This window comes from Novosphingobium sp. BL-S-21, from assembly GCF_055521655.1.
The window spans coordinates 1,945,745-1,971,447 of record NZ_CM145495.1; the positions used below are offsets into that span (position 1 = coordinate 1,945,745).

Below are 25,703 nucleotides of genomic sequence, written 5' to 3' on the forward strand. Positions count from 1 at the left end.
TTCACCGGATCAGATCCCGGCCCACTGCCGCAAGGCCTGCCTGACGGCAAGGTTCTCGTCGTAGCTCCAGGACGGCGAGACGGCGGCCGCCGGCACTTCGCCGAGCACGCTCTGCAGCATCATCCAGCCCGAGGCCCAGTCGCCGCGCGTGTCGTCGCAGACGGGGAACGAATCCCAGTCCTTGGCCAGCCGGATCATCGAGCGTTGCTGCGCCATCGATGCATCCAGATCGCCGACCATGAACGAAGTGAAGGGCAGCGCCTGGCGCGGACAGGCACCGAAGCGCGAAAGGCGGCGGTCAGCGCCCGGCAGGTCCATGTTCGGCGGATTGACGACGATCGCGCCGAGCACCGGGTTTTCCGCGCCCAGTCCCTCGAACTCCACCCACCAGGCAAGCGCGAGGGCGGCGATGTCGTCAGTGACGATCACCACCGGCCGGTCGGCACGGCGAACCGCGAGGTTGAGCTTGTTGACCCAGGTATTGCGGTGCGGCTCGTCCCAGAGGCCCAGCTCCAGCACCCGGCAATGCTCGCTCCAGCGCGCCCAGCGGTTCATCCAGTGCCCTTCGGCAAGGGGCGCGCCGGGCACCAGGAGAATCAGCGGTACATGGTCCTGCGCGCGGGGATAACGGTAGTGTGTCATGGGGTGCTCCAACGCTGTTGGGGATACCGCCGGTCGACTCTGTCTACGTCCCGACCAGACGCACCATAACTCAACTGATTTGGTTGACAATAGGATTCCGACAAAGCGATGCGCTGCCGCGCCGCTTCGAAAAGGCCGCGCGGCGGCGTGTGCATCGTCAAAGGGGGGAAACCCTTTGTCCTACAGGAGGTTGGCAGGTCCGAAAGCGTGAGGGAGCAGCGCGGACAGCGTCGTTTCCAGCACACCTTCCGCGCCGTCGCACCAGACCACCGGGTCGGTGCCGCCGACTTGCGCGATCTCGTTGAGGATCTGGCGGCAGCGCCCGCAGGGGGTGACGGTATCGCCCTGCCCCGCCGCGCCCGGAGCGCCGCCGGTCACGGCCAGGGCTTCCAGCTTTCCGGGCTGCCCGGACGACAGGATCGCGGAAACCGCAACCGTTTCCGCGCAGAGCGACAGGCCGTAGCTGGCGTTTTCGACATTGGCACCGGTGACCACCGAGCCGTCCGCCATGAGCAGCGCGGCGCCGACATGGAACTTCGAATAGGGCGCATAGGCGCGCGACGCGGCCTCGCGCGCGGCCACGAGCAGGGCGTCGCGCTGTTGAGTGGTGAAAGTCATGGCTGCACCACTACCCAGCGCAGCCCCCCTTGCGCAATCTCGCTCGCGAGCGAGCCGTTCGCCGTCCACAGGGACCACGGCCGGCCGCCATAGTCGGGCAACATGCGATCGCGCACCAGCCAGAGGTTGCGATCCAGCTTGGCCGCGATGCGGTAGCGGTCCTCGAAAGCCTTGCTGACCTTGAGAATCACCGGCTTGCCTGCGTGCGTCTCGATCTGGTTGATGAAAGTCATCAACTCGCTTTCGACTTTGGCGTCGGACACGTTGGTGGGGCAGCCGTCCGCCAGGATGTCGAGGTCGATGGCCGGTGGCAGCAATGCCGAATCGCGCGGCACGGTGGTGACGAAATTGGCGGACTGCATTTCCGCCGGCTGGCAGGGATCGTAGCGGTGGACGGCCCCTACTTGCAGCCCCGCCGCCTTGGCTGCCACGAAATTGGCGACGAAGCGCGGATCGCGCGCAAAGGCGCTGACGCTGGCGCTGGCATCGATATAGGCGAAGTCCACGCCGACCGCCTTGAGCGACTTCCAGTTCACTTCGCCGTCGGCGGCGCCGATTTCCACGCCCTGCATGGGATAGATCGAACGGTCGGGCGTCCAGTGGCGCAGATGCCACCAGCCCCAGCCCCCGGCGACAAGCGCCAGCAGCAACAGCAGCGCGGCGATACGCCACAGGATGCGCGCGCGCGCCTTGGCGGCCAAACCCTTCCTCGTCATCGTGAAGCCCCCTTCAGCCGCGAATATGCAGGACGCAGATCAGCGTGAAAAGCCTGCGTGCGGTGGGGTGATCGGTGGCGACTTTGCCGTCCAGCCTTTCGAGCAGGAGTTCGGCGGCCGAATCGTGGATGCCGCGCCGGGCCATGTCGATCGTCTCGATTTCCTGGGCGGAAGCCTTGCGAATCGCCTGGTAGTAACTTTCGCAAACGGCGAAATATTCGCGCACGGGCCGGCGGAAACGGGCCAGCCCCAGCATCATGGTCTCCAGCGGATTGCCGAATTCGTCTCCCAGTTCCAGCGAGAGGCGACCGTCGCGAACGGAGAGGCGCAGCCGGTAAGGCCCCTCGTGCCCCGCCTCGAAGGCGCGGACCGGCTTGAAGACGTTGTCTTCGATGAGGTCGAAAATGGCAATGCGCCGCTCCTGCTCGATATCGGCGTTGCGCCACAGGATGGTCGCGTCGTCCAGCTCGATATGGGAGATGCGCGGATCGGACATGTTCCCTTGCCCTTTACGCGTTCGCAGCATGGGGTCGCAAGGGGCGTTGTCGCGTGGGCGTTTTTGTCCAACCGCACGGTCAGGCAAAAACAGGTGTCCGCCCGATTCGAGCGGCACCGGATGTCGAAGGCGCCCCCGGTGAAGACGTCATCCCGGCCCAAAACCGCTCCTCAACACCCTGTGGATTAATATCACTCTTCTGCTCGCTTGCTGCCGGGGGGCGAGATGGGGCATTGTCCGCCCCCTCATGTCACAACAAGCCGCCATTGCCCTCGCACCCGAGGCCGAAGCCCGCAGTCTGCCCGCCAACGTCGAGGCCGAGGCCGCATTCCTGGGCGCCGTCCTGATCGACAACCGGGTGATCGAGGAACTGCAGACGCAGCTCACCCCGATGCACTTCTACGAACCGGTCCATGCCCGGATCTACGAGCGCATCCTGCAACTGCTCGATCGCAAGGCGGTGGTGACGCCGGTTACCCTGCGCCCCTATTTCGAATCGGACGAAGCGCTGAAGGCGCTGGGCGGCGTGTCCTACCTCGCCCGCCTCACGGCCGACGGACAGGGCCTGCTGGCCCCGCGCGAGCTGGCGGACCAGATCTACGACCTCGCCCTGCTGCGCGAACTGATCTCGGTGGGCCGCAATCTGGTGGCCGAGGCGATGGACACCTCCGAATCGGTCGAACCGATGGAGCAGGTGGAACGCGCGGAAGCCGCACTGTACAAAGTGGCCGAAGGCGCTTCGACCGCGAACGAGGCCAAGAGCTTCGCCGCCGCCACCCGCACCGCCATCGGCGCCATCGAGAAGGCGTTCAATTCGGGCGGCCATATCTCGGGCAAGACCACGGGCCTCAATTCGGTCAACGGCAAGATCGGCGGCCTGCACGATTCCGACCTTATCATCCTTGCCGGCCGTCCCGGCATGGGCAAGACCTCGCTCGTCACCAACATCGCCTTCAACGCCTCCGACCGGCTGCAGCGCGATCTGGCCGACGGCATTCCGGCCGAGAAATCGGTCGGCGCGGCAACGGCCTTCTTCAGCCTCGAAATGAGCGCCGACCAGCTGGCCACACGTATCCTGGCCGAACAGTCGGGCATCAGCTCCGAAGCGCTGCGCATGGGCAAGATCAGCCGCGAGGATTTCCAGCAGCTCTCCTTCGCCAGCCAGCGCCTGGCCGAACTGCCGCTCTATATCGACGATACGCCCGGCCTCACCATCGCCGGCCTGCGCACCCGTGCGCGCCGCCTGAAGCGCCGCCACAATATCGGCCTGGTGATCATCGACTACCTGCAGCTGCTCCAGGGCTCCGGCCGCGCCAACGACAACCGCGTCAACGAAATCTCGGAAATCTCGCGCGGATTGAAAACGCTCGCCAAGGAACTGCACGTTCCGGTGATCGCGCTGTCGCAGCTTTCTCGTGCGGTGGAATCGCGCGAGGACAAGCGGCCGATGCTTTCCGACCTTCGCGAATCGGGCTCGATCGAGCAGGACGCGGACATGGTCTGGTTCGTGTTCCGCGAGGATTACTACGCCAAGGGCGTCGAACCGCGCGAACCGGGCGATAACGATCCGCCAGACGTCCACGCCAAGTGGAACGAATGGCGCGAGCACATGGAGCGCATCACCGGCCTGTCCGAGCTGATCATCGCCAAGCAGCGCCACGGCGCCACCGGCAAGGTGCGCCTGCGCTTCGAAGCGCGGATCACCAAGTTCTCCGATCTGGCCGACGACGACATGCGCGCGGCGTTCGAAAGCGACTGACCATTCCCACGGGCAAGCCGAAAAGGATACGATGAGCGACCAGAAAGTCCTGCTTCTCGCCGGCGGCAGCGGTTCGATCGGCAGTGCCATCGCCCGCCAGGCCCTGGCCCATGGCTGGAAGGTCGCTCTTCATGGACGCACCCAGGAAAGAGTGACGGCGCTCGTCACCGGGCTTTCCTACCTTGGCACCGTGGACGGCTTCATTGCCGATGTATGGGAAGAGGACGCGGCGGAAACCCTGATCGCCGAAGTGGGCGAGCAATATGGCCGGATCGACGCGGTGATCGATTGCGTCTCCACCGGGCCGCTCGGCATAACCGGACTGCTGCCCGAGACCGCGCCCGAGACCTTCGGCGATTTCCTCAATGTCTCCGTCGGCTGGGTCGAGCGGCTCGCGCTCGCCAGCTACGGTTTTCTGGGGACGCAGGGCGGCACGTTCATCGCCCTCGTCTCCGACGCGGGTATCTACGCGGCGGCGCGCCAGAGCCTGATCGGCGCGGCCCGGGCCGGGACCATCGGCTTCGTGCGCAATTTCGCGGTCGAAGCCGCGCGTGACGGCATCCGCGCCCACGCCCTGTCCACCAGCTTCGTCGAGGGCAGCGAAAGCGCCATCCGCATGGGATCGGAGCGGATGGCCCGCGCCGCCCGCCGCGCCGGCCTGGGGCTGCCGACCGCGGACGACATCGCGCCGCTGGCCCTGTTCCTCTGTTCCGACGGGGCCGCGAAGATCACCGGGCAAGTCATCAGCGTGAACGGCGGCCTGAACGCCTGAGAATTCGCGACCCGCGAATTCGGGGTGCGGGCCGGTGCCGTCTCAAGAAATGCCCGCATGGGAATTTCTCAACGATCGCGCGCGCGTCTCATCCGGCCAACGCATGCCGAAACCGTGCAAGGCGCTGCACGGCCTCGTCCAGCACTTCCGCCGGCTTGGTGAAGCAGAAGCGGACCAAATGGCCCGGTGCCTGCGCGCCCTGGTAGAGCGCGGAAACCGGCACGGTCGCCACCCCGGCCTCCACCACCGCCCGCTCGCTGAAAATCCGGTCCGCAAGGCCGATGCCCGAAGCGGACAAGTCGACATTGAGGAACCAGGTCGCCGCGTTCGGCAGAACGACGAAGCCCGCCTGCGCCAGCCCCGCCTTCAGCTGCTCGCGGGATTCCGCCCATTGCGCCCGTTGACCCGCCAGCACCGCATCCGGCAGCGAGAGCCCTTCAGCCACGGCCCATTGCAGCGGCACCGCCGTGGCATAAGTCAGGAACTGGTGCGCGCGCGAAATCGCCGTGCCCAGCGCATCGGCGGCGATCATCCAGCCGATCTTCCAGCCCGTCAGCCCGAAGATCTTGCCTGCCGAGCCGATCTTAACCGTCCGGTCGGCCATGCCGGGGAACGCCATGAGCGAGCGGTGCGCAACCCCGTCGAAACGCACATCTTCCCAGACCTCGTCGCTAATCGCGATGAGATCGTGCGCGGTGCAGGCCCGCGCGATCGCGGCGAGTTCCTCGTGGCTGGCGACCGTGCCCGCCGGGTTGAGCGGGTCGTTGAACATCAGCACCCGCGTCCGCGGCGTAATCGCTGCCTCCAGCGCCTCGGCAGGGTAGCGGAATTCCTGCGGCAACAGCGGGATCGAGACTGGAACGCCGCCCGCCCGGCGCACCAGCGGCGCATAAGCGTCATAAGCGGGCTGGAACAGGATCACCTCGTCCCCCGGCTGCACGAAGGCGAAGATGGCCGCAGCCAGCGCCTCCGTCGCGCCCGAAGTTACGGTGACTTGCTCCGCGGTAACCGGCAGGCCCTGCCGCCGCCCGTAATAGCCGCAGATCGCCTCTCGCAGTTCGATCAGGCCCGCGCCGGGCGGATACTGGTTCGACCGTTCGAACAGGGCGCGGCTTGCCGCCTCCAGCAGGGCGGGCGGCGGCGCCCCGTCCGGAAATCCCTGCCCCAGGTTGATCGCCCCATGTTCGCGCGCGAGCGCCGACATGCGGTCGAACACCGTGCGCTCCATTTCCGCATAGACCGGATGAATGCGGTCGGCTGTCTTCATGCCCGCAGGGGCTCCCCATCTTGTCCGGGCCGTTGCCACGCCAGTGCCCGGCCCTCCGGCGCCTTACCTCCGACAAACCGCCCGCGAGAGCAAGAGCGCTGCACGCCGGAGCGAAATCGGCACGAGCCGCGCCGAATGCCCGAGCCACAGGGAACCAGCGCGCCCACCACGCGTCATTGGCTTGATGGAAATCGCCTTCCGCTTGCGCCGGGAGGATATAGCACGCACACATCCCCGCGCAGCCCGGACGGACACTCGCTGCTCCCGGCGAAGCGAGAGACTTGCCCGACATGAACCGACCAGTGCTGTTCTCTACCCCGTTCATCGAACGGCTGCCCCTGATCCCAGAGCGGCCACTGATGCGCTACGGCACCACGGCGGCGCTCTGCATCCTGGCGGCCTGGCTGCGGTGGGAACTGGATGCCGCCTTTCCGCCGGGCTATCCTTATCTCACGTTCTTTCCCGCCGTGATCCTTTCCTCGTTCCTGTTCGGCCCCCGGCCGGGGATCATGGCTGCGGTGATCTGCGGGTTCTTTGCCTGGTACTTGTTCATCCCGCCCCGTTTCGGGCTGGCGCTAGATTACAAGTCGCTGGTTTCGCTGGCCTTCTACACCGGCGTGGTAGCGGTGGACATTGCCCTCGTGCATCTGATGCAACGGTTCAACGCGCGCCTTCACCTCGCGCGGGAGGAAGTCCGCCTGCTGGCCGAAGAGCGCGGCGTGCTGGCGGAACGCACCGAGCTACTGTTCCAGGAGCTTCAGCACCGGGTGGGCAACAACCTGCAGATGATCGGCGCCGTCCTGTCGCTGCAATTGCGCGGGCTGGAGGAACCGACCGCCCGCCGCGCCATCGCCAATGCCGCCGGCCGGCTGCAGGTGATCGGCCGCATCCAGCGCCAGCTCTATCGTCCGGACGGCGAACTCGTGCCCCTCGACCGCTTCGTCCACGATCTCTCGGGACAAGTCATGGATTCGAGCGGCCGGGAAGACATTTCCTGCAAGGTCGCCGTGGAGCCCGGCATCGTACTGCGGCCCGATGCCGCCGTGCCCGTGGCCCTGATTCTCTCCGAAGCCATGGCCAATGCGCTGGAACACGGCCTGGCTGCGCGCGACAGCGGCCTCATTCGCATCGACGTGCGCCGCCAGAACGAAGGCATCGCCCTCAGCGTGGAAGACGACGGCGCGGGCCTGGCGCCGGATTTCCAGCCCGACCAAGCCGAATCGATCGGGCTGCGGATTTCCCGTGTCCTGAGTCGCCAGCTGGAAGCCCGGCTCACGTTGGAAAATCTGCCCTGCGATTCGGGTCGCAGCGGGGCAAAAATGACCCTTCACCTGCCGCCAAGCCGTTTTGCCGAAGCGGAATGATCAGCAATGTCGCATCTCTGAGCCGAAACGATTACACTGACCCGCTCTGCTAACTTGCGATTCAGCCGCCCGACCCTACATTGGCGGGCGAAAGGACGGTTTCTCCCAAGATGAACGACGATCAGCCTAGCGGCAATCCCTGGGTTAAGAGCCTGCTCGTATGGGGCGGCATCTTTCTCGCGCTTCTCATGGTGGTATCCATGTTCAACACCCGCAGCGAGAGCGGGCCCATGATCGCCTATTCCGATTTCCGCGCGAAAGTTGCCGAAGGCAGCGTCCAGAGCGTGGAAGTGGGAGAGGACAGCATCGATGGGAAGATGAAGAACGGCGATACGTTCCGCACCGTCCCCGTCCCCGGAGACACCACGCTCACTCCGCTGCTTCAGCAGGGCGGCGTGCAATATGCCGGCAAGACGCCCGAGGAAGGCAGCCTGCTCGTCTACATCCTCGCGCAGACCCTTCCCTTCCTGTTGATCGTCGGCATTGCGTTCTTCGCGCTGCGCCAGGTCCAGAAGGGCGGCGGTTCGGGCGCGATGGGCTTCGGCAAGTCCAAGGCCAAAATGCTGACCGAGCGTTCGGGCCGCGTGACTTTCGACGATGTCGCCGGCATCGACGAAGCGCGGGAGGAACTGGAGGAAATCGTCGAGTTCCTGCGCGATCCCACCCGCTTCTCGAAGCTGGGCGGTCAGATCCCGAAGGGCGCGCTGCTGGTCGGTTCGCCGGGTACCGGCAAGACCCTGCTCGCCCGTGCCATCGCCGGTGAGGCGGGCGTGCCGTTCTTCACGATCTCCGGCTCGGACTTCGTCGAGATGTTCGTGGGCGTCGGCGCCAGCCGCGTGCGCGACATGTTCGAACAGGCCAAGAAGAACGCGCCCTGCATTGTCTTCATCGACGAAATCGACGCGGTCGGCCGCCATCGCGGTCATGGCCTCGGCAACTCGAACGACGAACGTGAGCAGACGCTGAACCAGCTTCTGGTCGAAATGGACGGCTTCGAGGCCAACGAGGGTATCATCATCATCGCGGCGACCAACCGCCCTGACGTGCTGGATCCCGCGCTGCTGCGCCCGGGCCGCTTCGACCGTCAGGTCGTGGTGCCGGTGCCGGATATCGAAGGCCGCGAGAAGATCCTGGCCGTGCACATGAAGAAGGTGCCGCTGGCGCCCGACGTCAACCCGCGCGTGATCGCGCGCGGTACGCCGGGCTTCTCGGGCGCCGATCTGGCCAACCTCGTCAACGAAGCCGCCCTGCTCGCGGCGCGCCGCAACAAGCGCCTGGTCGCCATGCAGGAGTTCGAGGACGCCAAGGACAAGGTCATGATGGGCGCGGAACGCCGCTCGATGGTCATGACCGACGACGAGAAGAAGATGACCGCTTATCACGAGGCCGGCCACGCGCTCGTTTCGCTGCATGAACCGGCATCCGACCCGATCCACAAGGCTACAATCATCCCGCGCGGCCGCGCGCTGGGCATGGTCATGCGCCTGCCAGAGCGTGACAGCTACTCGTATCATCGCGACAAGATGCTGGCGAACCTCTCGGTTGCCATGGGCGGCCGCGTGGCGGAAGAGATCATCTTCGGCTACGACAAGGTTTCGTCAGGTGCCTCGTCTGACATCCAGTATGCCACCAGCCTGGCCCGCAACATGGTCACCAAGTGGGGCATGTCGGATAAGCTGGGGCCGATCCAGTACGAGGAAAGCCAGGAAGGCTACCTTGGTATGGGCGGCACTCAGCGTACCATGAGTTCGGTGGATACCAACAAGCTGATCGACAGCGAAATCCGCGGCCTGGTCGACAATGCGCATGCCCGCGCCACGCAGCTGCTCAACGAGTATAGCGAGCAGCTGGAATCCCTGGCCCAAGCCCTGCTGGAATATGAGACGCTCTCGGGCGACGAGATCAACCAGCTGCTGGAAACCGGCAAGCTCGATCGTCCGAGCGAACCGCGCGGCCCCGGTGCACCGCGACCGCTGACCGGCTCTTCGATCCCCAAGGCTGGCCGCCGCTTCTCCGGCAGCGCCACCCCGCAGGGCGCCTGACGGAACAGACATCCCGGAACACGAGTTCTCCTTCGGGAGAATGCAGGAGGTGGCGCAAGGCTTAACGGTCTTGCGCCCCTTTGCCGTTAGCGCCGTGAGGATTTGGTCCGGCGCCCGTTCGGTCCGCTTTAACATCTTGAGCCGATTCGAACTCGGCCGGCCATTCCGCCGGTGCTACTTTGGCAGGCTGTTAACGGAGCTTCTCGTACTATGACCGTGATCGTAGGGATGGAAGAACCCGGCGTATTCGCCCGCCAAATGGGTCGAGGAGCCTGTTACGGGTGCAGCAACCGCAATACTCTGGCTCTACCATCGTGGGGAGGGATCTGCGAAGCTGCCGACTGGAGATTTCTCCTCGGATTTCTAAAACTCGGCAAGTTGGCAGTCCGCGCAGCGGCCTGTCGGCCGTCTTTGAAAAACGTACGAAGGCCGTCGGTCGAACTGGGTAGGCAGATGCGGAAGAGGGTCGTGCGGAGTAAGGATGGCGATATGAACTCGATCTCCTTCTCGTTAATTTCCCTTCGCTTGCTCGAACAGCCGTTTCGATTCCGGAACGGATCAAAGCTCGGGGGACCTGCCGCCGATTAAGGACTAGAGGGTGAGCGACTTTCGAAGAACCGGGACTATGCCGGGCTTTCAGGCGTTGCAGAATTTGCGCTGATCAAGATGCTTTCGCCACACCGGTGGGTCCGGGCCATCCTCAAAGGGATGCTTTGCGAACGGGCGCTGCGCAGGAGGCAAAAAGAAAGCCGGCCACAAGGGCCGGCTTGGAAAGTCTTTGGGAGAGGATGCCTGAAAGGCAGGCTCTCTTTGGCCTCGGGACGGCGCGGCCACAATTGCAAATCATGCACCCGCTGTTGCGTTCCGGAGCGAGCTTCAGGACAAGGCCGAGGTTCCCAGTCCGGTCGGCGCGGATGGACGTCCACTTGAACGGTTCAGGACCAGCAATCCGCACAGGCCCGAAAGAACCGAGGGCAGGACGTAGGCCATGCGAATCGCGAGGCTGGCCGCCGCTCCGGCAGGATCTCCCGCATGGAAACCCGAAGCCCCGATCAACCAGAGGACGAGCCCCGCACCAAGGCCGAGCGCCAACTTCAGCGTGACACTGGACAGGGCATAGTAACTTCCCGACATGCGCGCGCCGCTACCCGCGCCCTTCTCGGCGACATCGGCCACCATGGCGCGCAGCAACATATAGTCGATGCCCCAGGCCAGCCCGCGCAGTACCAGGAACAGACCGAAGAGGGTTGCGCTTCCGGCCGGCACCAGCAGCGCCAACGGCATCGTCAGGGCCTGCCAGGCGAAGCCGATCGTCAGCACGCGGCACCGTCCGAGCCGGTCGGCCATCGTCGCCCAGAACGGCAGGGTGAACAGCGCCATGACCGGCTGGATCAGCAGGAGCATGGCGCCCTGCCCCTCCAGCCCCAGCACGGGTTCGGCCAGGAACAGGAACGTACTGGCGGTGGAGGCATCGGCAATGCCGCATAGCAGGTAGAGGAGTAGAATCCGCCGCAAGGCCGGGTCGCGCGTCATTCCGGCAAGCAGGCGCTGCAGCGACGCGCGGGACATGACGGCGCCGGGCGCCCCAGGCACGGCCGCCGGCTCCCGGAAAACCGCCAGGACGGTCAGCACCGTGATCGGCGCGGCGACGGCGATGACAAGCCCCAGGGTGGCCGCCAGCGAACGAATGCCGAAGCCGAATTGCCGCTCCAGCAGGCCTATGACTGCCAGCATGCCGATCGATCCCAGCACGCCGAACCAGACTTTCGCCCCCATGATGCGGGTGCGCTCGGCCTCGTCGTCCGACAGTTCGAGGCCCCAGCCGCCATGCGGGGTGACGATGAATGAATAGCCCATGTGGAGCAGCAGGCTCGCGCCTACCACGCGGACAATCCCGGCGCCCGATGGTGCGAAAAACAGCAGAATCGCGCCGACGGGAACGAGCAGTGCGCCGGCCGCCATCCATGGTGCTCGGCGCCCGAATCGGGTCTTCACATGGTCGCTGAGCCATCCCAGTACGATGTCGGCAAAGGCGTCCATGATGCGGACCCCCAACATCAGGGCGCCCGCGGCGGCCAGAGTCACGCCCACCCATTGCGTCAGGAAAGCCGGCAGATAGGCACGCCAGGCCAGTTCGACGGCCTGGAACAGCAGCACGGGCAGCGAAAACACGGCCAGCCCGGCAAGACCCAGGCCTCGGCGCGGACCGGCGATTCCGGACTTGCGCCATACGCGCGAGGAAATGCCAGGGTTCACGCGCGAACGACTAAAGCGGCTCGATGACATTCGCGTGACCGCAACTGCGCAGAGCCTGTCCGGCGAAGTGCCGGTTCAGAAAAAGTCCCATTTAGAGGAATTGCACTTCATTTTCAGCACCGGAAAGCTAGTCTTCATTCGGCGTGAAAGCACGCTCGACCGGGACAGGAGAAGGTTTTGCCGCAGGCTGATCGCAGGACACGCTTCCCCCTGTTCCTTGCGGGTCTGGCGCTGGCGCTGATTTCGGACGTCGGGGTGGTCTCGAACACGTCCGCCAAATCCCGCACGGCCGCGCCGCAATCCCCGGCCCAGGCACCGTTGAGCTTGCCGGACATGCCGCTGCACGATCCCTGGATCGTCGCGGACGCGAAAAGCAGGACGTACTACCTCTTCACCAGCAACGACGCCGCGATGACAGGCGACGGGCGGCTCGGCATCATGGTCTACACCAGCCGCGACCTGAAGCACTGGACCCGGCCGCGCATCGTCTTCTCCGTTCCGAAAGATATCTGGGCGGATGGCGGCGCCTGGGCACCCGAAGTTCACCGCTGGAAAGGGCGGTGGTACCTGTTCACCACGCTTCACAACGAAGCGCTCCCCCTGCCCGGGGCCGCCAAGCCGAAAGCGCCGCGTCCGACCTATCGCCGCGGAACGGTGCTGGCCGTGGCCGACCGTCCAGAGGATCCCTATCGTCTTGTCCGCAAGGGAGAACCCATCGTTCCGGCTTCCGAGATGACCCTTGACGGAACGCTGCATGTCGATGCGAAGGGCCGGCCCTGGCTGGTCTATGCGCACGAATGGCTGCAGATGGGCGACGGCACGATGGAAGCCATGCCGCTCTCCGACGATCTGGCCCCGGCTGGCCCGGCCAAGAGGCTCTTCCATGCCAGCGAGGGGCCCTGGGTGCGGGGACAGAAGCAGCCTGCGGGCGATACCGTGTTCGTCACCGATGGTCCGCAGCTTTACCGCACGCGGACAGGGCGGCTGCTCATGCTCTGGTCCAGCTACGGTGAAAAGGGCTATGTGGAAGGGCTTGCCCGTTCGCGGACCGGCCTGATCGAAGGGCCATGGGAACAGCTCGGCACGCTGGTCGAGCGAGACAGCGGCCACGGCATGCTGTTCCGGGCCTTCGACGGGCGATCGATGATGATCGTCCATCGCCCGTTCCACAATGCGCGGGGCAAGCTCTACGAAATGCGCGATGACGGCGAACGGCTGACAGTGGTTCGCGAAGCCACCGAACTTGATGGCGAGACTTGCCCTACCCATACGTCGGCAAGCGACAGCCCCGCCGGCACGGCACCGTGCTGAACAGATCGGTGCCGAGGGAGCCTTAGCCCTCCAGCTTCTCCAGCAAGTCCACCAGCAGTGGCCGCAGGCGGCGGATTTCCTCGCGATGGGTCGCGCTGAGGGTCTCCAGCTTGCCATGCGCCAGCGGTGTCAGTTCCAGCAGGGCCTGCCGCTTGTCGCTGGGCGAAGGTCGCCGCACGACGAGATCGAGCGTGACCAGGCGGTCGACCAGCCCCGTCGCGCTGTGGGGCTTCAGGATCAGGCGCTCCGCCACATGTCCCACCGTCGCCGTACCCGGCGCCGCGGCGCGGATGACCAGCAAAGCCTGGTGCTGCTGCGGCGTCAGGCCGCACTCCGCCGCGCGCGTTTCGCTGAAGGCCTGGAACTCGCGAAGAGAGAAGCGGAAGGCCGCCAGCGCCGCATAGTCGGCGACGGTCAGCTTGGCAGGTTCGGAAGCGGCAGGATCGCGAGGTGAAGGCATCCTTCAAGTCCGCGCCATGGGGCCCTCCTGTCAATCTTGATAAATATCGTACTACGATATAAGTGCGCCACACCATGTCTTCATCGATTCTCCAGACGCCCCATCGTCCACTCGCCGATCACAGCGCAGACCGCCGCATGCTCATGCTGGCCATGGCCGCCCTGGTCGTGGGAAGCGGCGGCGCGCTGGGGGCCTGGGTGCTGCTCAAGTCGATCGCCATAGCCATCAATTTGTTCTGGTTCGGCCGCTTCTCTGCGGCGCCGGCCGCGATCACGGACAATGCGCTGGGCCCCTGGCTGGTGGCGATCCCGGTGGTCGGCAGCCTGATCGTGGGGCTCATGGCGCGATTCGGCTCGGACAAGATCCGCGGCCACGGCATTCCCGAAGCGATCGAAGCGATCCTGTTCGGCGAAAGCCGCCTCTCGCTGAAAGTCGCCCTGCTCAAGCCGCTGTCCTCCGCCATCTCGATCGGCAGCGGCGGACCGTTCGGGGCGGAAGGCCCGATCATCATGACCGGCGGCGCGATCGGGTCGCTTTTTGCGCAATCGTTCAATCTCAGCGCGGCCGAGCGCAAGACGCTGCTGGTGGCCGGCGCGGCCGCCGGCATGACCGCGATCTTCGGCACGCCCATGGCCGCGATCCTGCTCGCGATCGAGGTCCTGCTGTTCGAATGGAAGCCGCGCAGTTTCGTGCCGGTGGTCCTGGCCGTGCTGGTGTCCTTCCTCTGGCGGCCGCTGCTGATCGACGCCGGACCGCTGTTCCCGGTGCACCACGCCGTAAATCTGAACTCGCTGCTGCTGGCCATCGCTCTCGTCATGGGCGCCATGACGGGAGCGATGGCCGCGCTGCTCTCGTCGCTACTCTACAAGGTGGAGGATGTGTTCGAACATCTGCCGCTGCACTGGATGTGGTGGCCGGCGCTGGGCGGCCTCGTCGTAGGACTGGGCGGCCTGATCGATGCCCATGTCCTGGGCGCGGGATACGAGAGCATTCGCGGCCTGCTGGACGGATCGCTGGCCATCCGCGTGGCCGTGGTGCTGCTGCTGGTGAAGGCGACCGTCTGGCTGGTGGCGCTCGGCTCGGGAACCTCGGGCGGCGTGCTGGCCCCCCTGCTCCTGCTGGGCGGCGCCTCCGGCTTCCTGATCGGCCACTATCTGCCCGGCGGCAGCGCGCTCTGGGCCCTGGCAGGCATGGCGGGCATCCTCAGCGGCGCAATGCGCGCGCCGTTGATGGCGTCGCTCTTCGCTGCCGAACTGACCGGCGATTTCGCGATGTTGCCGCTGACCCTGGCCGCCTCGGCCGGCGCCTATGCGGTCAGCGTGCTGGTGATGCGCCGCTCGATCCTGACCGAGAAGATCGCCCGGCGCGGCCGCCACATCCTTCAGGAATATACCGTGGACCCGCTCGACTTCCTCCAGGCCGAACAGGTCATGACCCCCGCGCCCGAGACCCTGCCCGAGGCGATGACCGTGGCCGAGGCCATGGCCTTCTTCGACGGCGACGCGCGGCATCGCAGCTATCCCGTGGTCGACGGGCAGGAGCGGCTTTCCGGCCTACTCTCGCGCTCGGACATCCTGCGCTGGCGGGTGGACGGAGCCCCTTCCTCCGCCTCGCTGGGAGAAGCCCTGTCCGACGCCTCGCAGCCCAGCGGAGCGCCGACGGACCCGCTGGCACGGATAGCCGATCTCATGGTAGAATCGGGTTCGGGCCGAGTGCCGATCGTCGATCCGGCCACCCGCAAGGTCGTGGGCATTCTCACCCGGCACGACATGCTCAAGGTCCGCCATCACCACCGCACGCTCGAACGCGACCGCAGCCAGCCCCGGGCAGGCTAGGCAAGGGGCGAGGCGGGGCGAGGCCCTCCCTCGCGTCCCCCGCGCGCTTGCCAATATCGCGTGCTGCGCCATAAGGCCCGCATGAACCAGGCCACCGTCACGCGCGAGACTTTGCTGGAGCCCTGCAGCGAAGGCCCTCGGACCCTGACCGAATGCACGCTCGACGACGGCGATTTCTCCGGCATCGACCTGACCGATATCACATTCGAGCGCTGCTCGATGAAGCGCGTGCGTTTCGACAGCGCCACCCTGACCGGCGCGCGTTTCCGGAACTGCCGGGGCTCGGAGGCATCCTTCGTGCAGGCCGATCTCGCCGATGCGGTGATCACCGGATGCGATTTCAGCAATGGCCTGTTTCGCCGCGCCCGCATGACTTCCACGCGGCTGGAAGGCACCAAGCTGACCGGGGCCGACCTGACCGATGCCGGCCTGCTGGGCGCGACATTCGCCGAAGTCCTGCTGTCTTTCGCCAAGCTGCCCGGCATGTCGTTCCGCAAGGCCCGCCTCCAGCGCATCGACTTTTCCGAAGCGGACTTGCGCAAATGCGACTTCCGCCTGGCCGTGCTGGAGGACTGTTCGCTGCGCAACGCCAGTCTCGACGGCTGCCGGTTCGAGCAGGCGGACTTGCGCGGCGCGGACCTGGGCGGCATCGAACTGCGGGATGCCCGCCTGTTTCGCGGCGCGGTGATCTCCCGCGTGCAGGCGGCGGAACTGCTGTCGCAGCTAGGGCTGGAAGTGCGCTGATCCGGGCGACGTTGCGCAAACGGATATGCGTCTTTCGTCGTAGCGCCCGCCTTCTTCGTTTACCTGCGGGACACTTGCGCTAAAGGCATAGTCCAATGTCCAGACATGACGCCAGCAGGCCCAAGCCTCCCACCCTTCACGACGTAGCGGAACGCGCGGGGGTTTCGGCCATGACCGCCTCGCGCGCGCTGAACGGGAAGCCGCGCGTCAGCGCCGAAACGCGTGAGGCCGTTGCGCGGGCCGTGGCCGAACTTGGCTATGTGCCGAACACTTCGGCCCGAATGCTCGCGGGCCGCACCGTGCGGCGGATTGCGCTGCTGCACGGCGGCGCCACGACTTCGGCCTATCTGGGCGAACTGCTGCTCGGCGCGCTTAACGAGGCACCGGCCCGCAACGTCCACCTCACCGTCGAACAGTGCCCCGAGCGCGCCTCGATGGAGGAACTGGTGGCCCAGATCGTCGAGGCGCATGTTGCCGGGGTGATCCTACCCCCGCCGCTCTGCGACCGGCACGAGCTGCTCGCCGGGCTTGCCGCCGCGCGCATCGCGGTGGTCGCCGTGGCGCCGGACCAGGAGGCCGAAGCCATCGCCTCGGTCTCCACGGACGACCGGGGCGCCGCCTACGAGATGACCCGCCACCTCATCGAACTGGGCCACCGCCGGATCGCCTTCGTGGAAGGCACCAATCGTCACCGCAGCAGCACCCGGCGCCGCCACGGCTACATGGATGCTCTGCGCGACCATGAGATCCCGGTGGACGAGGAGCTGATCGTCGCCGGAGACTTCTCCTACCGCTCCGGCCTGATCGCGGCGGAACAGCTGCTGGCGCGCGCAGAGCCGCCCACCGCGATCTTCGCCTGCAACGACGACATGGCCGCCGCCGCCGTCACCATCGCGCACCAGCACAAGATCAGCGTGCCGGGCGAACTCTCGATCTGCGGCTTCGACGATACGCCCTTGGCCGACGCGATCTGGCCGCGGCTGACCACGATCCGCCAGCCAATCAAGGAAATGAGCCAGAAGGCGATGGAGATGCTCTGCGCCCGGCTCTGGCCCGAGGGGCAGGACGAACTGGACGCGCTGCCACAGCATCTTCACCTTCCCTTCGAACTGCGCCGCCGCCAGTCGGACGCCGTGCCCCGGATTGACCGTTGAACACGCCGGACGGCATCCTGATCCGCCCCTTCGTTCCCGCCGACCGGCAAGGGGTGATCGACGTGATCCTGCCGATCCAGCGCGAAGAATTCGGCATTGCCATCACGGCCGAAGACCAGCCTGACCTCGACGCGATCCCCGCCTTCTATCAGAGCGGCAAGGGCGCGTTTGTGGTCGCCGAGGACCGGGGCCGCATCGTCGGCACGATCGGGATGAAGGACATCGGCAGCGATGAGGGCGCGCTTCGCAAGATGTTCGTGGCCGCCGCCCATCGCGGCGCCGCTTCCGGCACCGGCCTGGCCGCGCGGCTGCTGGAAGCGCTGCTGGAGCTTGCTGGCGCGCGCGGCATCCGGCGCGTCTATCTGGGCACGACGGACAAGTTCGTGGCCGCTCACCGCTTCTACGAAAAGCACGGGTTTTCGCCCTGCCCGCCCGAAACCTTGCCAGGGGCCTTCCCGCGCATGGCCGTGGACACCCGGTTCTACCGGCGCGACCTGGAGGGCTGACACCCGCTCGCCGACGGTTCCGCCGCGCCGGTTTCAGGCCCTATGCCCCTCAGGTAATGCCCTCATGATCGAGGTGCAGGTAGTTCGGGTTGAACAGCGCCACCGACATCAGCCGATCGAGATCGAAGACTTTCAGCCGCTTGTTCCGCAGCTCTATCAGCTGGTCCCGGCGCATCTCCTGGATCGTGCGATTGACGTGGACCTGGGTAAGGCCCGTGGCTTCGGCGATCTCTGACTGGGTCAGCGGGAATTCGCATTCGTCGTCATCGGTGCGGCCCGTGGTGCGCAGGCGCACGAACATCTCGCAGAACAGATGCGCGATGCGTTCGTAGGCCGTGCGCTGCCCGATATTGGTGGTCCACTCGCGCTGGATCGCCACGGTGACCAGCTCGTTCCACCACAGTGCCTGGGCGATGCGAGGCGATCGCTCCATGATTTCCTGAAACTCGTTCTGCGAGATTTCCGCCAGCTTCACCCGCGTCACCGTCGAAAGCGAATGGTCCATCTGCTTGAGGATGAAGACATTGGCATCGCACAAGTCGCCGGCAATGAAGAACGAAAGTATCTGCCGGCGCCCGTCCGCAAGCTGCTTGTAGCGCTGCGCCCAGCCTTCGAGAATGACATTGACGAAACGCGGCCGCTCGCCTTCGCGGATGATATCCTGGCGGGGTTCGAGGATGCGGACACGCCGTTGCAGCGCTTGGGTCAGGATTTCGCGGTCAGCACTGGCGAGCCTGACAAAAGCGGAAAGGTGCAACGTCAATGAATTTCCGTTCCCCGAGAGAAGGTTATGCCCTTCCTTGCGCGGTCCCCAACGGCGCCACATTCACATGCGTTAATCCCGAGCGACGCGCCCACCACTCTGCAGAATCTTATCGGCTCCCCGCCGAGCGCGATCCCCTGATCGCGCCAGGAGGACTTTGCAGGTCAATAACCTAGATCAAAGCATTGGGGGATTTTCAGGAGTAGCGTCCATCGGTTGCCAATGCATGCCGTGCATTCGAAGCTATCGGCGAAATCACCGGCGCGCTTCGAAGTGACCGATTGGAGAGCCCATGTCCGCCGAACTTGCCGACATCCATGTCCTTGTCGTGGAAGATGAATATCTCATTGCCATCGAACTGGCCTCCGCCCTGGAGGACGAAGGCGCCGCGGTGATCGGACCGGCCTCATCCCTGGCCGAGGGCGAGCAGCTGCGGCGGGCCGCCGGCCGCATCGACGGTGCGATCCTGGACATCAACTTGCGCGGCGATTCCGTGTTTCCCCTTGCCGACACGCTGCAGCACGATGCCGTGCCTTTCCTGTTTTCGACCGGATGCGACGCGCGCGAGATCCCGGACCGCTTCATCGACATTCCCCGCTGCGAGAAACCGACCGGGAGCGCCGAAATCCTGCGCGAATTCACCCGGAATCTCCGGCGCCGCCGCGAGGCCGTCACTCTGTGATCGGGGCCAGGTTGACGGCAGACTGCTTGCCGTTGCGCGCCACCTGAACCTCGAACCGCAGCCGCTGACCCTTGGTCAGTTCAGGCAATTGCGAGGCCTGGACGGCGGTAAGGTGGACGAAGCAATCTTGCCCGCCCGCATCGGGCGAAATGAAGCCATACCCCTTGGCCGCGCTGAAAAAGACCACAGTCCCACTCGGCATGATCGCCCCCCAACTCCCCCCACCGGGGGTAGCGACTGCGCGCCGGCCGTCTATAATCCATGATATAAACGATGCCCGCACTGCCGCCGCGGGGAAGCATCAGATCGCCTTCACCTCTAGGCGAACGGTGATGACGAATTCCACCGAACGGTCCTCGTTATGGACGGACACCAGCAACTGGCCATGGTCCAGCAGGGCCGGATCGTCCTTCAGCAGTTCCCCGGCGAAACGCACGGCCTCCCGGCGCGCCATGGCCTCGTCGAGAAGCTCCGTCCCGGCCAGGTCCAGTTCGCGGACACCGTTCGTCACTCTGAAAAAGTAGCGCATTGCCGTCGACTTTCCGCCTCATGGAAAGAACGACGCGAAGACGCGTTTCGTGCCCGGCCGATCAGTTCCGCCGGTAGATGTGGAGATAGTTGGGATCGAACTCGGCGATTTCCCTGAGTCTTTGCGCATCATGGATGGTCAGCGTGCGGTCGGTCAGGGAGATCAGCCCTTCGCCGCGCATGCGCTGGATCACCCGGTTGACGTGAACCTTGGTCAGCCCGATCGTATCGCCCAGCTGCTCCTGGGTCAGCGGCAGGAAGAACTCGTTGCCGGAAGCCAGGTCCACCTGCTGCATCCTCAGCCACATCTCGCAGAACAAATGGGCGATGCGGCTATACGCATCGCGCTGCCCCATGTTCACCAGCCATTCGCGCAGCACCGCCTCGTCCACCAGGGTCGACCAGAACAGTGCCTGCGCGATGGCCGGGTGCTCGTCCAGGATCTGCTGCATCTCGGCCCGCGAAACGGAGGCCACCCGCGCATCGCTGAGCAGGCCGATGGCATGATCCATTTCCTTGAGGATGAAGATGTGTATGTCGCAGAGGTCCCCGGGGATGAGGTAGGCGATGATCTGGCGGCTGCCGTCAGGCAGGATCTTGTAGCGATAGGCCCAGCCTTCCACGAGCAGGAACACGTCGTCCGGCCGGTCGCCCTCGCGGATGAGATCGGTGCCCGTGCGATACTCCCGCGTCCGGGCCACGAGGCGATTGAGCAGGTCCACGTCGCCGTCGTGAAGTTTCACGAAGCTTTCCAGCTTCCGCAGGAGGGGATTGCTCAAGATCGTTCCTCGCCCAGCCGGATGGAATCGCCCGGCGCCGGCGGCCAGCCTATTCCCATTTCCACCCCCTGTCTGCCTAATGCGTGGCCTCATGCCGGGGGTACCGCGGCTTCCGGCATCACGGGCGCTGGACAGACGCCAGGCCGAGCCAACCCGCCATGCGCTCCAGTTCCTCCGCCAGCGCCTCCCCTGAATGGCCGGGAGCGTCGGGCTCGAAATGGGTGGACTGCACGATCAGCCGGCTGGCCTGCCGGTCGGCCTTGAGATCGACACGCGCGACCAGGCTGTCGCCCAGCAGGAACGGCAGGACATAGTAGCCATGCCGACGCTTCTCGGCCGGAACGTAGATCTCGATCCGGTAGTGGAACCCGAAAAGCCGCTCCGTGCGGTCGCGCGCCCATATCAGCGGATCGAAGGGCGCCAGCAGGGCGCGGGCCTCGATCCGGCGCGGACGGCGGGCGTCGCGGTGCAGCCAGGCATGGCGCCACCCCGGAATGTCGACGGGGACCAGAATGCCGTCCTCCGCCAAGGCGCGGATGGCGGGCGCCGCCTGGTCCGGCGACAGGCGGAAGTAGTCTCGCAATTCGGCGCCGGTCGCAATGCCGTGGGCCGCCGCCGCCTTCTCGATGAGCGCGCGGTGCGCATCGGCATCGGCGGGCGTGGGAAGCGAAAGCACCTCGCCGGGTATGACACGCTCGGTCAGGTCATAGACCCGCTCGAAATTGCCGCGCCGCGTGGCGGTGGTGATATGGCCCGCCCAGAACAGCCATTCGAGCGCGCGCTTGGTGTCGCTCCACTCCCACCAGCCCGACTGTCCCCGGTGCGCTTCGAAGTCCGAAGTGGCGAGCGGTCCGTCCAGGCGGATGCGGTCGAGCAGGGCCATGGCCTCGGGCCGGCGCTCCCGCGCATAGTCGCGCATCCGGGTCCAGCCCGCCTCGGCGCGATCGGCCTGTGCCATGCGCCAGCGCAGGAGCGGATGGGTTTCGAAGGGCAGCAGCGAGGCCTCATGCGCCCAGTATTCGAACAGCTTTCGGCCGCGCACACGTCCCGTGCCGACCTTCGCCCCCGCGCCGATACCCCAGGCCAGGCGATCGAGGTCCGCCCGGCCATAAGCGCCGATCCGCGAGAAAGCCGGAAGATAGTGCGCGCGGGAGAGCACGTTCACGCTGTCGATCTGGAACAAGTGGAGGCCGTCCAGCACGCGCCGCAACCGGGCCGGGCCGGGCTGCGCCGGATGCCTTGCTGCAAAACCCTGTGCGGCGAGCGCGATGCGCCGCGCCTGGGGCAAACCGATGCGCTCCAAATCCGTCACTCACCCACGCTAGGCGGTAAGGCGCCGCCCCGTAAAGGGCATGTCGTGAAAATCGGCGCTGGAGCGGAATCCGATCCTGCTGCGTCAGTCCGACCCCTCTAGGGTTTTGGATTGCCGCGTCATCGGGCGATTCCACCCAATAGGGAAACGCTCCGGAACCGGGAAAAGACGGGGGCCGAAAAAAGGACCGCCCGGGGGGCCGTGACGGTCCTTTCCTCGAGGGCGGCGGGCTGCATTGGGGCGCAACCGAGCCGCAGCGGGCCCCTAGACGAAGAGTGCAAATGTGCACAATCCTCTCATTCGACGACTCGTGAGTGAGGCGCGCCGAACTGCCGCAGGTCCGGCAAATACGCAGCTTGTTGCACGCCGTTCTCAACTGAAGAACCGGCGGCTTTCCCTGCAATCCTTTGCTTTCGCCATTCGCAGCGAAGCGTGGTCCAGCTTCGAATCTATCTCTGGCCGGAGACGCGCGCGCGGGAGGCTTCGGACGGATGGAAGCAATAGGCCGTGCGCGCCTGCGGCCAGCCCTGCACGAACGGACCGACCCGGCTGCTGTCGAGCGCCCGGCCGAAGAGGAATCCTTGTGCGATGTCGCAGCCCAGTTCGCAGAGACGGTCCAACTGGGCCTCGTTCTCCACGCCTTCCGCCACCGTGCGAATGTCCATGCGCTGCGCGATATCGATGATGCCATGGACGATGGCGAAATCCGCGCTGTTAGTGCTGTCGAGACGCGAAACGAAGGAACGGTCGATCTTGAGCACGTCCACCGGAAACTGCTGGAGATGCGTGAGCGAGGCATAGCCGGTGCCGAAATCGTCGAGCGCGATCGTTACGCCCTCCTGCGCCAGCGTCCGCAGCGCCCGCTCCACGGTATCGGCGATCCGGCCTAGGAAGACGCTTTCGGTCACTTCCAGTTCCAGCAGCGTGGGCGGAAGGCCGTGGGCGTGGAAGCGGGACAGGATGCGTTCGGCAAAGTCGTCGCGCCGGAAATCCACCGGCGATCCGTTGATGGCGATGCGGCCGGTTTCGTAGCCTCGCTCCTGCCAGTCCGCCATGTCGCGCAGCACCCGGTCCAGCATGCGGTCGGTGAGCTGCGTGGAAAGGGCGCTGTCCTCGAAAGCGGCCAGGATGGTTCCCGGAGGTTGCAAGCCACGCTCACGGTGATGCCAGCGCAGCAGCGCCTCGAAGCCGACGATGGCGCCGTTGCCCAGGCAGACCTTGGGCTGGTAGAAGGGTATGATGCGCTCATCGCGCAGCGCGTCGCGCGCCTCTCGCAGCATGGAATTGCGCGTCTCCACGGCATGGCGCAGCTCGGGATGGAAGCTCTCCACATCGCCTCCGCTCCGGGCCTTGGCGGTGTAGAGCGCAAGGTCCGCGCTCTTGAGGATCGCCTCGGCATTGGCGCCGTCGTTCGGCCATATGGCCGCGCCTGCGCTGACGCCCACTTCCACGACGCTCTCGTCCACCGTCATGGGCCGCGCGACCGCTTCCAGCAGGTCCTTGATCAGGACCGGCGTGCCCTCGTCGAGGTCGGGCAGGATGATTGCAAACTCGTCCCCGCCGAGGCGAGCCGCGAAGGCGCCTTCGGTCAATCCGTCCGACAGCCGTTGGGCCACGGCCCGCAGGACGGCATCGCCTGCACCGTGGCCGAGGCTGTCGTTGATCGCCTTGAAATTGTCGACGTCGAAAACTACCACGCCGACCCGCGTTTCATGTTCGCGCGCCCGGTCCAGCGTCTTTTCCAGCTGCACCGCGAAATAGGCACGATTGGGCAGATCGGTCAGGACGTCGTGATAGGCAGCACGCCGCAGTTCCCCTTCGGCGCGGCGGGACTGGGTCACGTCCTGCAAGGCCCCGATGGAACGGCGCGGCCGCCCGTCCTCGCCGCGCAGCACGTAACCGCGCGAGAGCAAGTGCACATAGGAGCCGTCACCCGAGCGGAAGCGGAATTCGTGGCTCCAGCTATCGCATTCGCCCCCATAGACTTGCGCCGTCATGGCATCCACGCTCGCCACGTCTTCGGGGTGAATATGGCGGCGCCACCAGCCTACCGTGGTCCCTTCCGCCGCTTCGACATGGCCGTATATGCTGTCGGCACTGTCGGCCCAGTCGATATGATCGGTGCCATGGCACCAGTCCCAGATAAGGTCGTTGGTTGCGCGCGAGGCCAGCCGGTAGCGTTCCTCGCTGTCCCTCAGCGCAGTTTCCGCGGCGACTTGGTCGTCGATATCCTCCAGGTTGCCGTACCACTTCACGACCCGGCCGGCGGCATCGTGGCGAGGATAGGAACGCGCGCGAACCCAGCAATAGTGACCGTCGGCCCGTCGCAGGCGATAGCGCAAATCCGCCATGGGATGGTCCTCGGATTCGAGCACCGCGCGCCACTGGTCGAGGACGCGCTCCAGGTCATCCGGGTGAACGGCGCGGATCCAGCCAGAGCCCATGCCATCCTCGATCGACATCCCGGTCAGCACCGTCCAGCGCATGCCGATGTCGCAGATCGAGCCGTCGGGATCGCTGGTCCATGGTATTTGCGGATTGAGATCCACCGAATAGCGATAGTGTTCCTGGCTCTGTTCAAGCGCGTGCAACAAGTCGCTCATCTCGGATCGCGAGCGCAGCACTTCGGAAAAGGCGGAGCGGTTCGTGGCCAGGGTGCGCAAGATCACCGCGGCGGCCAACAGGAAAGTCAGGCCGGTGCCGACCAGGTACCAGTCCCCGGAAAGCAGCAGGCGCAGCGTAACCGGCGCCGCCCCGAACAGCAAGACCAGCCTGGCCGCCGAGGGCAGCGCCTGCAGGCAGTAACAACACCCGATCGCGCCGACGAAGACGTAGAGCGCGATGGAACTGCCGCGCAATGGATCGGCCTGGGCAAAGAGCAACAGGCCCCAGGCGCCGAACAGCATGCTCAGCACCACGGCGGCCAGCTTCGTTCCGCGAAGCCGGCGGCGGATGGTTTCAATCGAGGGATCGCTGCGCCGCCGCGTGACCCAGACCAAGGCGCGCAAGGATGTTACGAGGATAAGCGCGGCCGGCACGCCGATGCTGAGCATGGGTGCAACGTCGCGACTGGCGACCGCCGCCAGAAAAGCGGCATTGATCGTCATGAGCAAGTACATGAGCGGGATCTGCTGACGCAGGCTCAGGTATTGCTCCCGAAGCAGGGCTTCCGACTGCCCTTCCGGCTCCCTAAGACTCTCTAAGATTTTCACCCTCGAATTTATAGCATGGCGTTCCGGGAATACGTTCTCACAGATTAATTAATATTGTTCGCCTATAGATGCGTCCATTTCCGCACAGATTTTGCGTACGCAAAGTGTCATCCCGGACTTTAGGTCGATATATTAAGGCATTACCACTGCGGCGCGCTCGTGAATGGCACAATATTTGCCCCGGAACGCAGCCATTGGCGGGTTCGGACGTCCATGCCACCGGCGAAGAGGAAGCGGCGCGGCCGGCGCGGCTTATGGGCGTGATGCTGCAGCGCTCGGCGCCAGGGGCAGGCCGTGCATGTTGGCTCCCCCGGTCTTGCCGCCCAGGCGAGCCGAACCGGTCCGGAACTTCGGTCGCTGCGTTCGGCAGGCAAGAAACCGCCGCCGCGCCTTCTATCAGGCGCGCGGAGCTTCCGTCTCGCGCGTCTACGCGTCTTCGCAGACGCTCCCAGTCAGCGACAGCGAGCGGCGCCGCCGGGAACGTC

The 25,703-nt window shown here is 65.6% G+C and carries 23 protein-coding genes; 10 read left to right on the plus strand and 13 right to left on the minus strand.

The features are described from left to right. Positions 1 to 9: 9 nt before the first annotated feature. From ACZ1J6_RS07700 to ACZ1J6_RS07715, 4 genes are all read right to left on the minus strand, one after another. Positions 10 to 642, minus strand: a complete 633-nt coding sequence (locus ACZ1J6_RS07700) for an RBBP9/YdeN family alpha/beta hydrolase (protein WP_132267434.1) — start codon at positions 640 to 642, stop codon at positions 10 to 12. 180 nt (positions 643 to 822) lie between these two features. Continuing rightward, on the minus strand, positions 823 to 1,260 hold the full coding sequence (locus ACZ1J6_RS07705) for a cytidine deaminase (protein WP_431568935.1): 438 nt from the start codon (positions 1,258 to 1,260) through the stop codon (positions 823 to 825). Then, positions 1,257 to 1,976 carry a glycoside hydrolase family 25 protein gene (locus tag ACZ1J6_RS07710; protein ID WP_465127243.1) on the minus strand — a complete coding sequence of 240 codons (720 nt, stop codon included), beginning with the start codon at positions 1,974 to 1,976 and terminating at the stop codon, positions 1,257 to 1,259. The genes ACZ1J6_RS07705 and ACZ1J6_RS07710 overlap by 4 nt, the downstream gene beginning before the upstream one ends. A gap of 13 nt (positions 1,977 to 1,989) precedes the next feature. Further along, complete coding sequence (locus ACZ1J6_RS07715; protein WP_431568933.1) at positions 1,990 to 2,472, minus strand: UPF0262 family protein; 483 nt, start codon at positions 2,470 to 2,472, stop codon at positions 1,990 to 1,992. Between the two features lie 247 nt (positions 2,473 to 2,719). Between ACZ1J6_RS07715 and ACZ1J6_RS07720 the strand changes: the two genes are divergently transcribed. Both ACZ1J6_RS07720 and ACZ1J6_RS07725 read left to right on the plus strand, forming a co-directional pair. Continuing rightward, entirely contained in the window at positions 2,720 to 4,231 is a 1,512-nt protein-coding gene (locus ACZ1J6_RS07720; RefSeq protein ID WP_132267440.1) for a replicative DNA helicase, read from the plus strand. A 31-nt stretch (positions 4,232 to 4,262) separates the two neighbouring features. After that, positions 4,263 to 5,003, plus strand: coding sequence for an SDR family NAD(P)-dependent oxidoreductase (locus ACZ1J6_RS07725; protein ID WP_431568931.1), 741 nt, complete (start codon positions 4,263 to 4,265; stop codon positions 5,001 to 5,003). 88 nt (positions 5,004 to 5,091) lie between these two features. Here ACZ1J6_RS07725 and ACZ1J6_RS07730 read toward each other — a convergent pair whose 3' ends face one another. Then, positions 5,092 to 6,270, minus strand: coding sequence for an aminotransferase (locus ACZ1J6_RS07730; protein ID WP_431568930.1), 1,179 nt, complete (start codon positions 6,268 to 6,270; stop codon positions 5,092 to 5,094). Positions 6,271 to 6,560: 290 nt separating this feature from the next. Between ACZ1J6_RS07730 and ACZ1J6_RS07735 the strand changes: the two genes are divergently transcribed. Both ACZ1J6_RS07735 and ftsH read left to right on the plus strand, forming a co-directional pair. Further along, positions 6,561 to 7,634 (plus strand): sensor histidine kinase, encoded by a 1,074-nt coding sequence (locus ACZ1J6_RS07735; RefSeq protein ID WP_431568929.1) that lies wholly within the window; start codon positions 6,561 to 6,563, stop codon positions 7,632 to 7,634. Positions 7,635 to 7,744: 110 nt separating this feature from the next. After that, positions 7,745 to 9,676 carry an ATP-dependent zinc metalloprotease FtsH gene (ftsH, locus tag ACZ1J6_RS07740; RefSeq protein ID WP_431568928.1) on the plus strand — a complete coding sequence of 644 codons (1,932 nt, stop codon included), beginning with the start codon at positions 7,745 to 7,747 and terminating at the stop codon, positions 9,674 to 9,676. Between the two features lie 876 nt (positions 9,677 to 10,552). On the opposite strand, the gene ACZ1J6_RS07745 is transcribed toward ftsH, so the two are convergent. Beyond that, complete coding sequence (locus tag ACZ1J6_RS07745; protein ID WP_431568927.1) at positions 10,553 to 11,932, minus strand: MFS transporter; 1,380 nt, start codon at positions 11,930 to 11,932, stop codon at positions 10,553 to 10,555. Positions 11,933 to 12,109: 177 nt separating this feature from the next. Here ACZ1J6_RS07745 and ACZ1J6_RS07750 point away from each other — a divergent pair, with 177 nt between their 5' ends. Next, on the plus strand, positions 12,110 to 13,243 hold the full coding sequence (locus tag ACZ1J6_RS07750) for a glycoside hydrolase family 43 protein (protein ID WP_465127244.1): 1,134 nt from the start codon (positions 12,110 to 12,112) through the stop codon (positions 13,241 to 13,243). Positions 13,244 to 13,265: 22 nt separating this feature from the next. On the opposite strand, the gene ACZ1J6_RS07755 is transcribed toward ACZ1J6_RS07750, so the two are convergent. Beyond that, positions 13,266 to 13,703: a MarR family winged helix-turn-helix transcriptional regulator gene (locus tag ACZ1J6_RS07755; RefSeq protein ID WP_431568925.1), complete on the minus strand. Its 438-nt coding sequence runs from the start codon at positions 13,701 to 13,703 to the stop codon at positions 13,266 to 13,268. Positions 13,704 to 13,777: 74 nt separating this feature from the next. On the opposite strand from ACZ1J6_RS07755, the gene ACZ1J6_RS07760 reads away from it, so the two are divergent. From ACZ1J6_RS07760 to ACZ1J6_RS07775, 4 genes are all read left to right on the plus strand, one after another. Beyond that, positions 13,778 to 15,538 carry a chloride channel protein gene (locus ACZ1J6_RS07760; RefSeq protein WP_431568924.1) on the plus strand — a complete coding sequence of 587 codons (1,761 nt, stop codon included), beginning with the start codon at positions 13,778 to 13,780 and terminating at the stop codon, positions 15,536 to 15,538. Between the two features lie 81 nt (positions 15,539 to 15,619). Continuing rightward, complete coding sequence (locus ACZ1J6_RS07765) at positions 15,620 to 16,282, plus strand: pentapeptide repeat-containing protein (protein ID WP_465127245.1); 663 nt, start codon at positions 15,620 to 15,622, stop codon at positions 16,280 to 16,282. Positions 16,283 to 16,377: 95 nt separating this feature from the next. Then, positions 16,378 to 17,436 carry a LacI family DNA-binding transcriptional regulator gene (locus ACZ1J6_RS07770; RefSeq protein WP_134093454.1) on the plus strand — a complete coding sequence of 353 codons (1,059 nt, stop codon included), beginning with the start codon at positions 16,378 to 16,380 and terminating at the stop codon, positions 17,434 to 17,436. Continuing rightward, positions 17,433 to 17,942, plus strand: coding sequence for a GNAT family N-acetyltransferase (locus tag ACZ1J6_RS07775; protein ID WP_465127246.1), 510 nt, complete (start codon positions 17,433 to 17,435; stop codon positions 17,940 to 17,942). Before ACZ1J6_RS07770 ends, ACZ1J6_RS07775 begins: the two co-directional genes overlap by 4 nt. Before the next feature lie 49 nt (positions 17,943 to 17,991). On the opposite strand, the gene ACZ1J6_RS07780 is transcribed toward ACZ1J6_RS07775, so the two are convergent. Next, positions 17,992 to 18,705 (minus strand): Crp/Fnr family transcriptional regulator, encoded by a 714-nt coding sequence (locus ACZ1J6_RS07780; RefSeq protein WP_207913027.1) that lies wholly within the window; start codon positions 18,703 to 18,705, stop codon positions 17,992 to 17,994. 292 nt (positions 18,706 to 18,997) lie between these two features. Here ACZ1J6_RS07780 and ACZ1J6_RS07785 point away from each other — a divergent pair, with 292 nt between their 5' ends. Further along, entirely contained in the window at positions 18,998 to 19,387 is a 390-nt protein-coding gene (locus tag ACZ1J6_RS07785) for a response regulator (protein WP_431568922.1), read from the plus strand. Here the strand turns inward: ACZ1J6_RS07785 and ACZ1J6_RS07790 are convergent. The 5 genes from ACZ1J6_RS07790 to ACZ1J6_RS07810 all read right to left on the minus strand — a co-directional run bounded on the left by ACZ1J6_RS07790 (position 19,377) and on the right by ACZ1J6_RS07810 (position 25,218). Next, a complete protein-coding gene (locus ACZ1J6_RS07790) occupies positions 19,377 to 19,589 on the minus strand; it encodes a cold-shock protein (RefSeq protein ID WP_431568921.1) in 213 nt (70 codons plus the stop codon). The genes ACZ1J6_RS07785 and ACZ1J6_RS07790 overlap by 11 nt on opposite strands. Positions 19,590 to 19,688: 99 nt before the next feature. Next, a complete protein-coding gene (locus ACZ1J6_RS07795) occupies positions 19,689 to 19,916 on the minus strand; it encodes a DUF6894 family protein (protein WP_431568920.1) in 228 nt (75 codons plus the stop codon). Positions 19,917 to 19,977: 61 nt separating this feature from the next. Beyond that, on the minus strand, positions 19,978 to 20,694 hold the full coding sequence (locus tag ACZ1J6_RS07800; RefSeq protein WP_431568919.1) for a Crp/Fnr family transcriptional regulator: 717 nt from the start codon (positions 20,692 to 20,694) through the stop codon (positions 19,978 to 19,980). A 118-nt stretch (positions 20,695 to 20,812) separates the two neighbouring features. After that, positions 20,813 to 22,006 (minus strand): winged helix-turn-helix domain-containing protein, encoded by a 1,194-nt coding sequence (locus ACZ1J6_RS07805; protein WP_431568918.1) that lies wholly within the window; start codon positions 22,004 to 22,006, stop codon positions 20,813 to 20,815. 449 nt (positions 22,007 to 22,455) lie between these two features. After that, positions 22,456 to 25,218: a putative bifunctional diguanylate cyclase/phosphodiesterase gene (locus tag ACZ1J6_RS07810; RefSeq protein WP_465127247.1), complete on the minus strand. Its 2,763-nt coding sequence runs from the start codon at positions 25,216 to 25,218 to the stop codon at positions 22,456 to 22,458. Between the last annotated feature and the right edge of the window lie 485 nt (positions 25,219 to 25,703).

Coding starts and splice junctions, on each gene's coding strand:
- ACZ1J6_RS07710 (WP_465127243.1), bottom strand. CDS start 1,976: ATGACGAGGAAGGGTTTGGCCGCCAAGGCGCGCGCGCGCATCCTGTGG.
- ACZ1J6_RS07755 (WP_431568925.1), bottom strand. CDS start 13,703: ATGCCTTCACCTCGCGATCCTGCCGCTTCCGAACCTGCCAAGCTGACC.
- ACZ1J6_RS07770 (WP_134093454.1), top strand. CDS start 16,378: ATGTCCAGACATGACGCCAGCAGGCCCAAGCCTCCCACCCTTCACGAC.
- ACZ1J6_RS07735 (WP_431568929.1), top strand. CDS start 6,561: ATGAACCGACCAGTGCTGTTCTCTACCCCGTTCATCGAACGGCTGCCC.
- ACZ1J6_RS07730 (WP_431568930.1), bottom strand. CDS start 6,270: ATGAAGACAGCCGACCGCATTCATCCGGTCTATGCGGAAATGGAGCGC.
- ACZ1J6_RS07720 (WP_132267440.1), top strand. CDS start 2,720: ATGTCACAACAAGCCGCCATTGCCCTCGCACCCGAGGCCGAAGCCCGC.
- ACZ1J6_RS07760 (WP_431568924.1), top strand. CDS start 13,778: ATGTCTTCATCGATTCTCCAGACGCCCCATCGTCCACTCGCCGATCAC.
- ACZ1J6_RS07795 (WP_431568920.1), bottom strand. CDS start 19,916: ATGCGCTACTTTTTCAGAGTGACGAACGGTGTCCGCGAACTGGACCTG.
- ftsH (WP_431568928.1), top strand. CDS start 7,745: ATGAACGACGATCAGCCTAGCGGCAATCCCTGGGTTAAGAGCCTGCTC.
- ACZ1J6_RS07725 (WP_431568931.1), top strand. CDS start 4,263: ATGAGCGACCAGAAAGTCCTGCTTCTCGCCGGCGGCAGCGGTTCGATC.
- ACZ1J6_RS07715 (WP_431568933.1), bottom strand. CDS start 2,472: ATGTCCGATCCGCGCATCTCCCATATCGAGCTGGACGACGCGACCATC.
- ACZ1J6_RS07785 (WP_431568922.1), top strand. CDS start 18,998: ATGTCCGCCGAACTTGCCGACATCCATGTCCTTGTCGTGGAAGATGAA.
- ACZ1J6_RS07790 (WP_431568921.1), bottom strand. CDS start 19,589: ATGCCGAGTGGGACTGTGGTCTTTTTCAGCGCGGCCAAGGGGTATGGC.
- ACZ1J6_RS07765 (WP_465127245.1), top strand. CDS start 15,620: ATGAACCAGGCCACCGTCACGCGCGAGACTTTGCTGGAGCCCTGCAGC.
- ACZ1J6_RS07700 (WP_132267434.1), bottom strand. CDS start 642: ATGACACACTACCGTTATCCCCGCGCGCAGGACCATGTACCGCTGATT.
- ACZ1J6_RS07705 (WP_431568935.1), bottom strand. CDS start 1,260: ATGACTTTCACCACTCAACAGCGCGACGCCCTGCTCGTGGCCGCGCGC.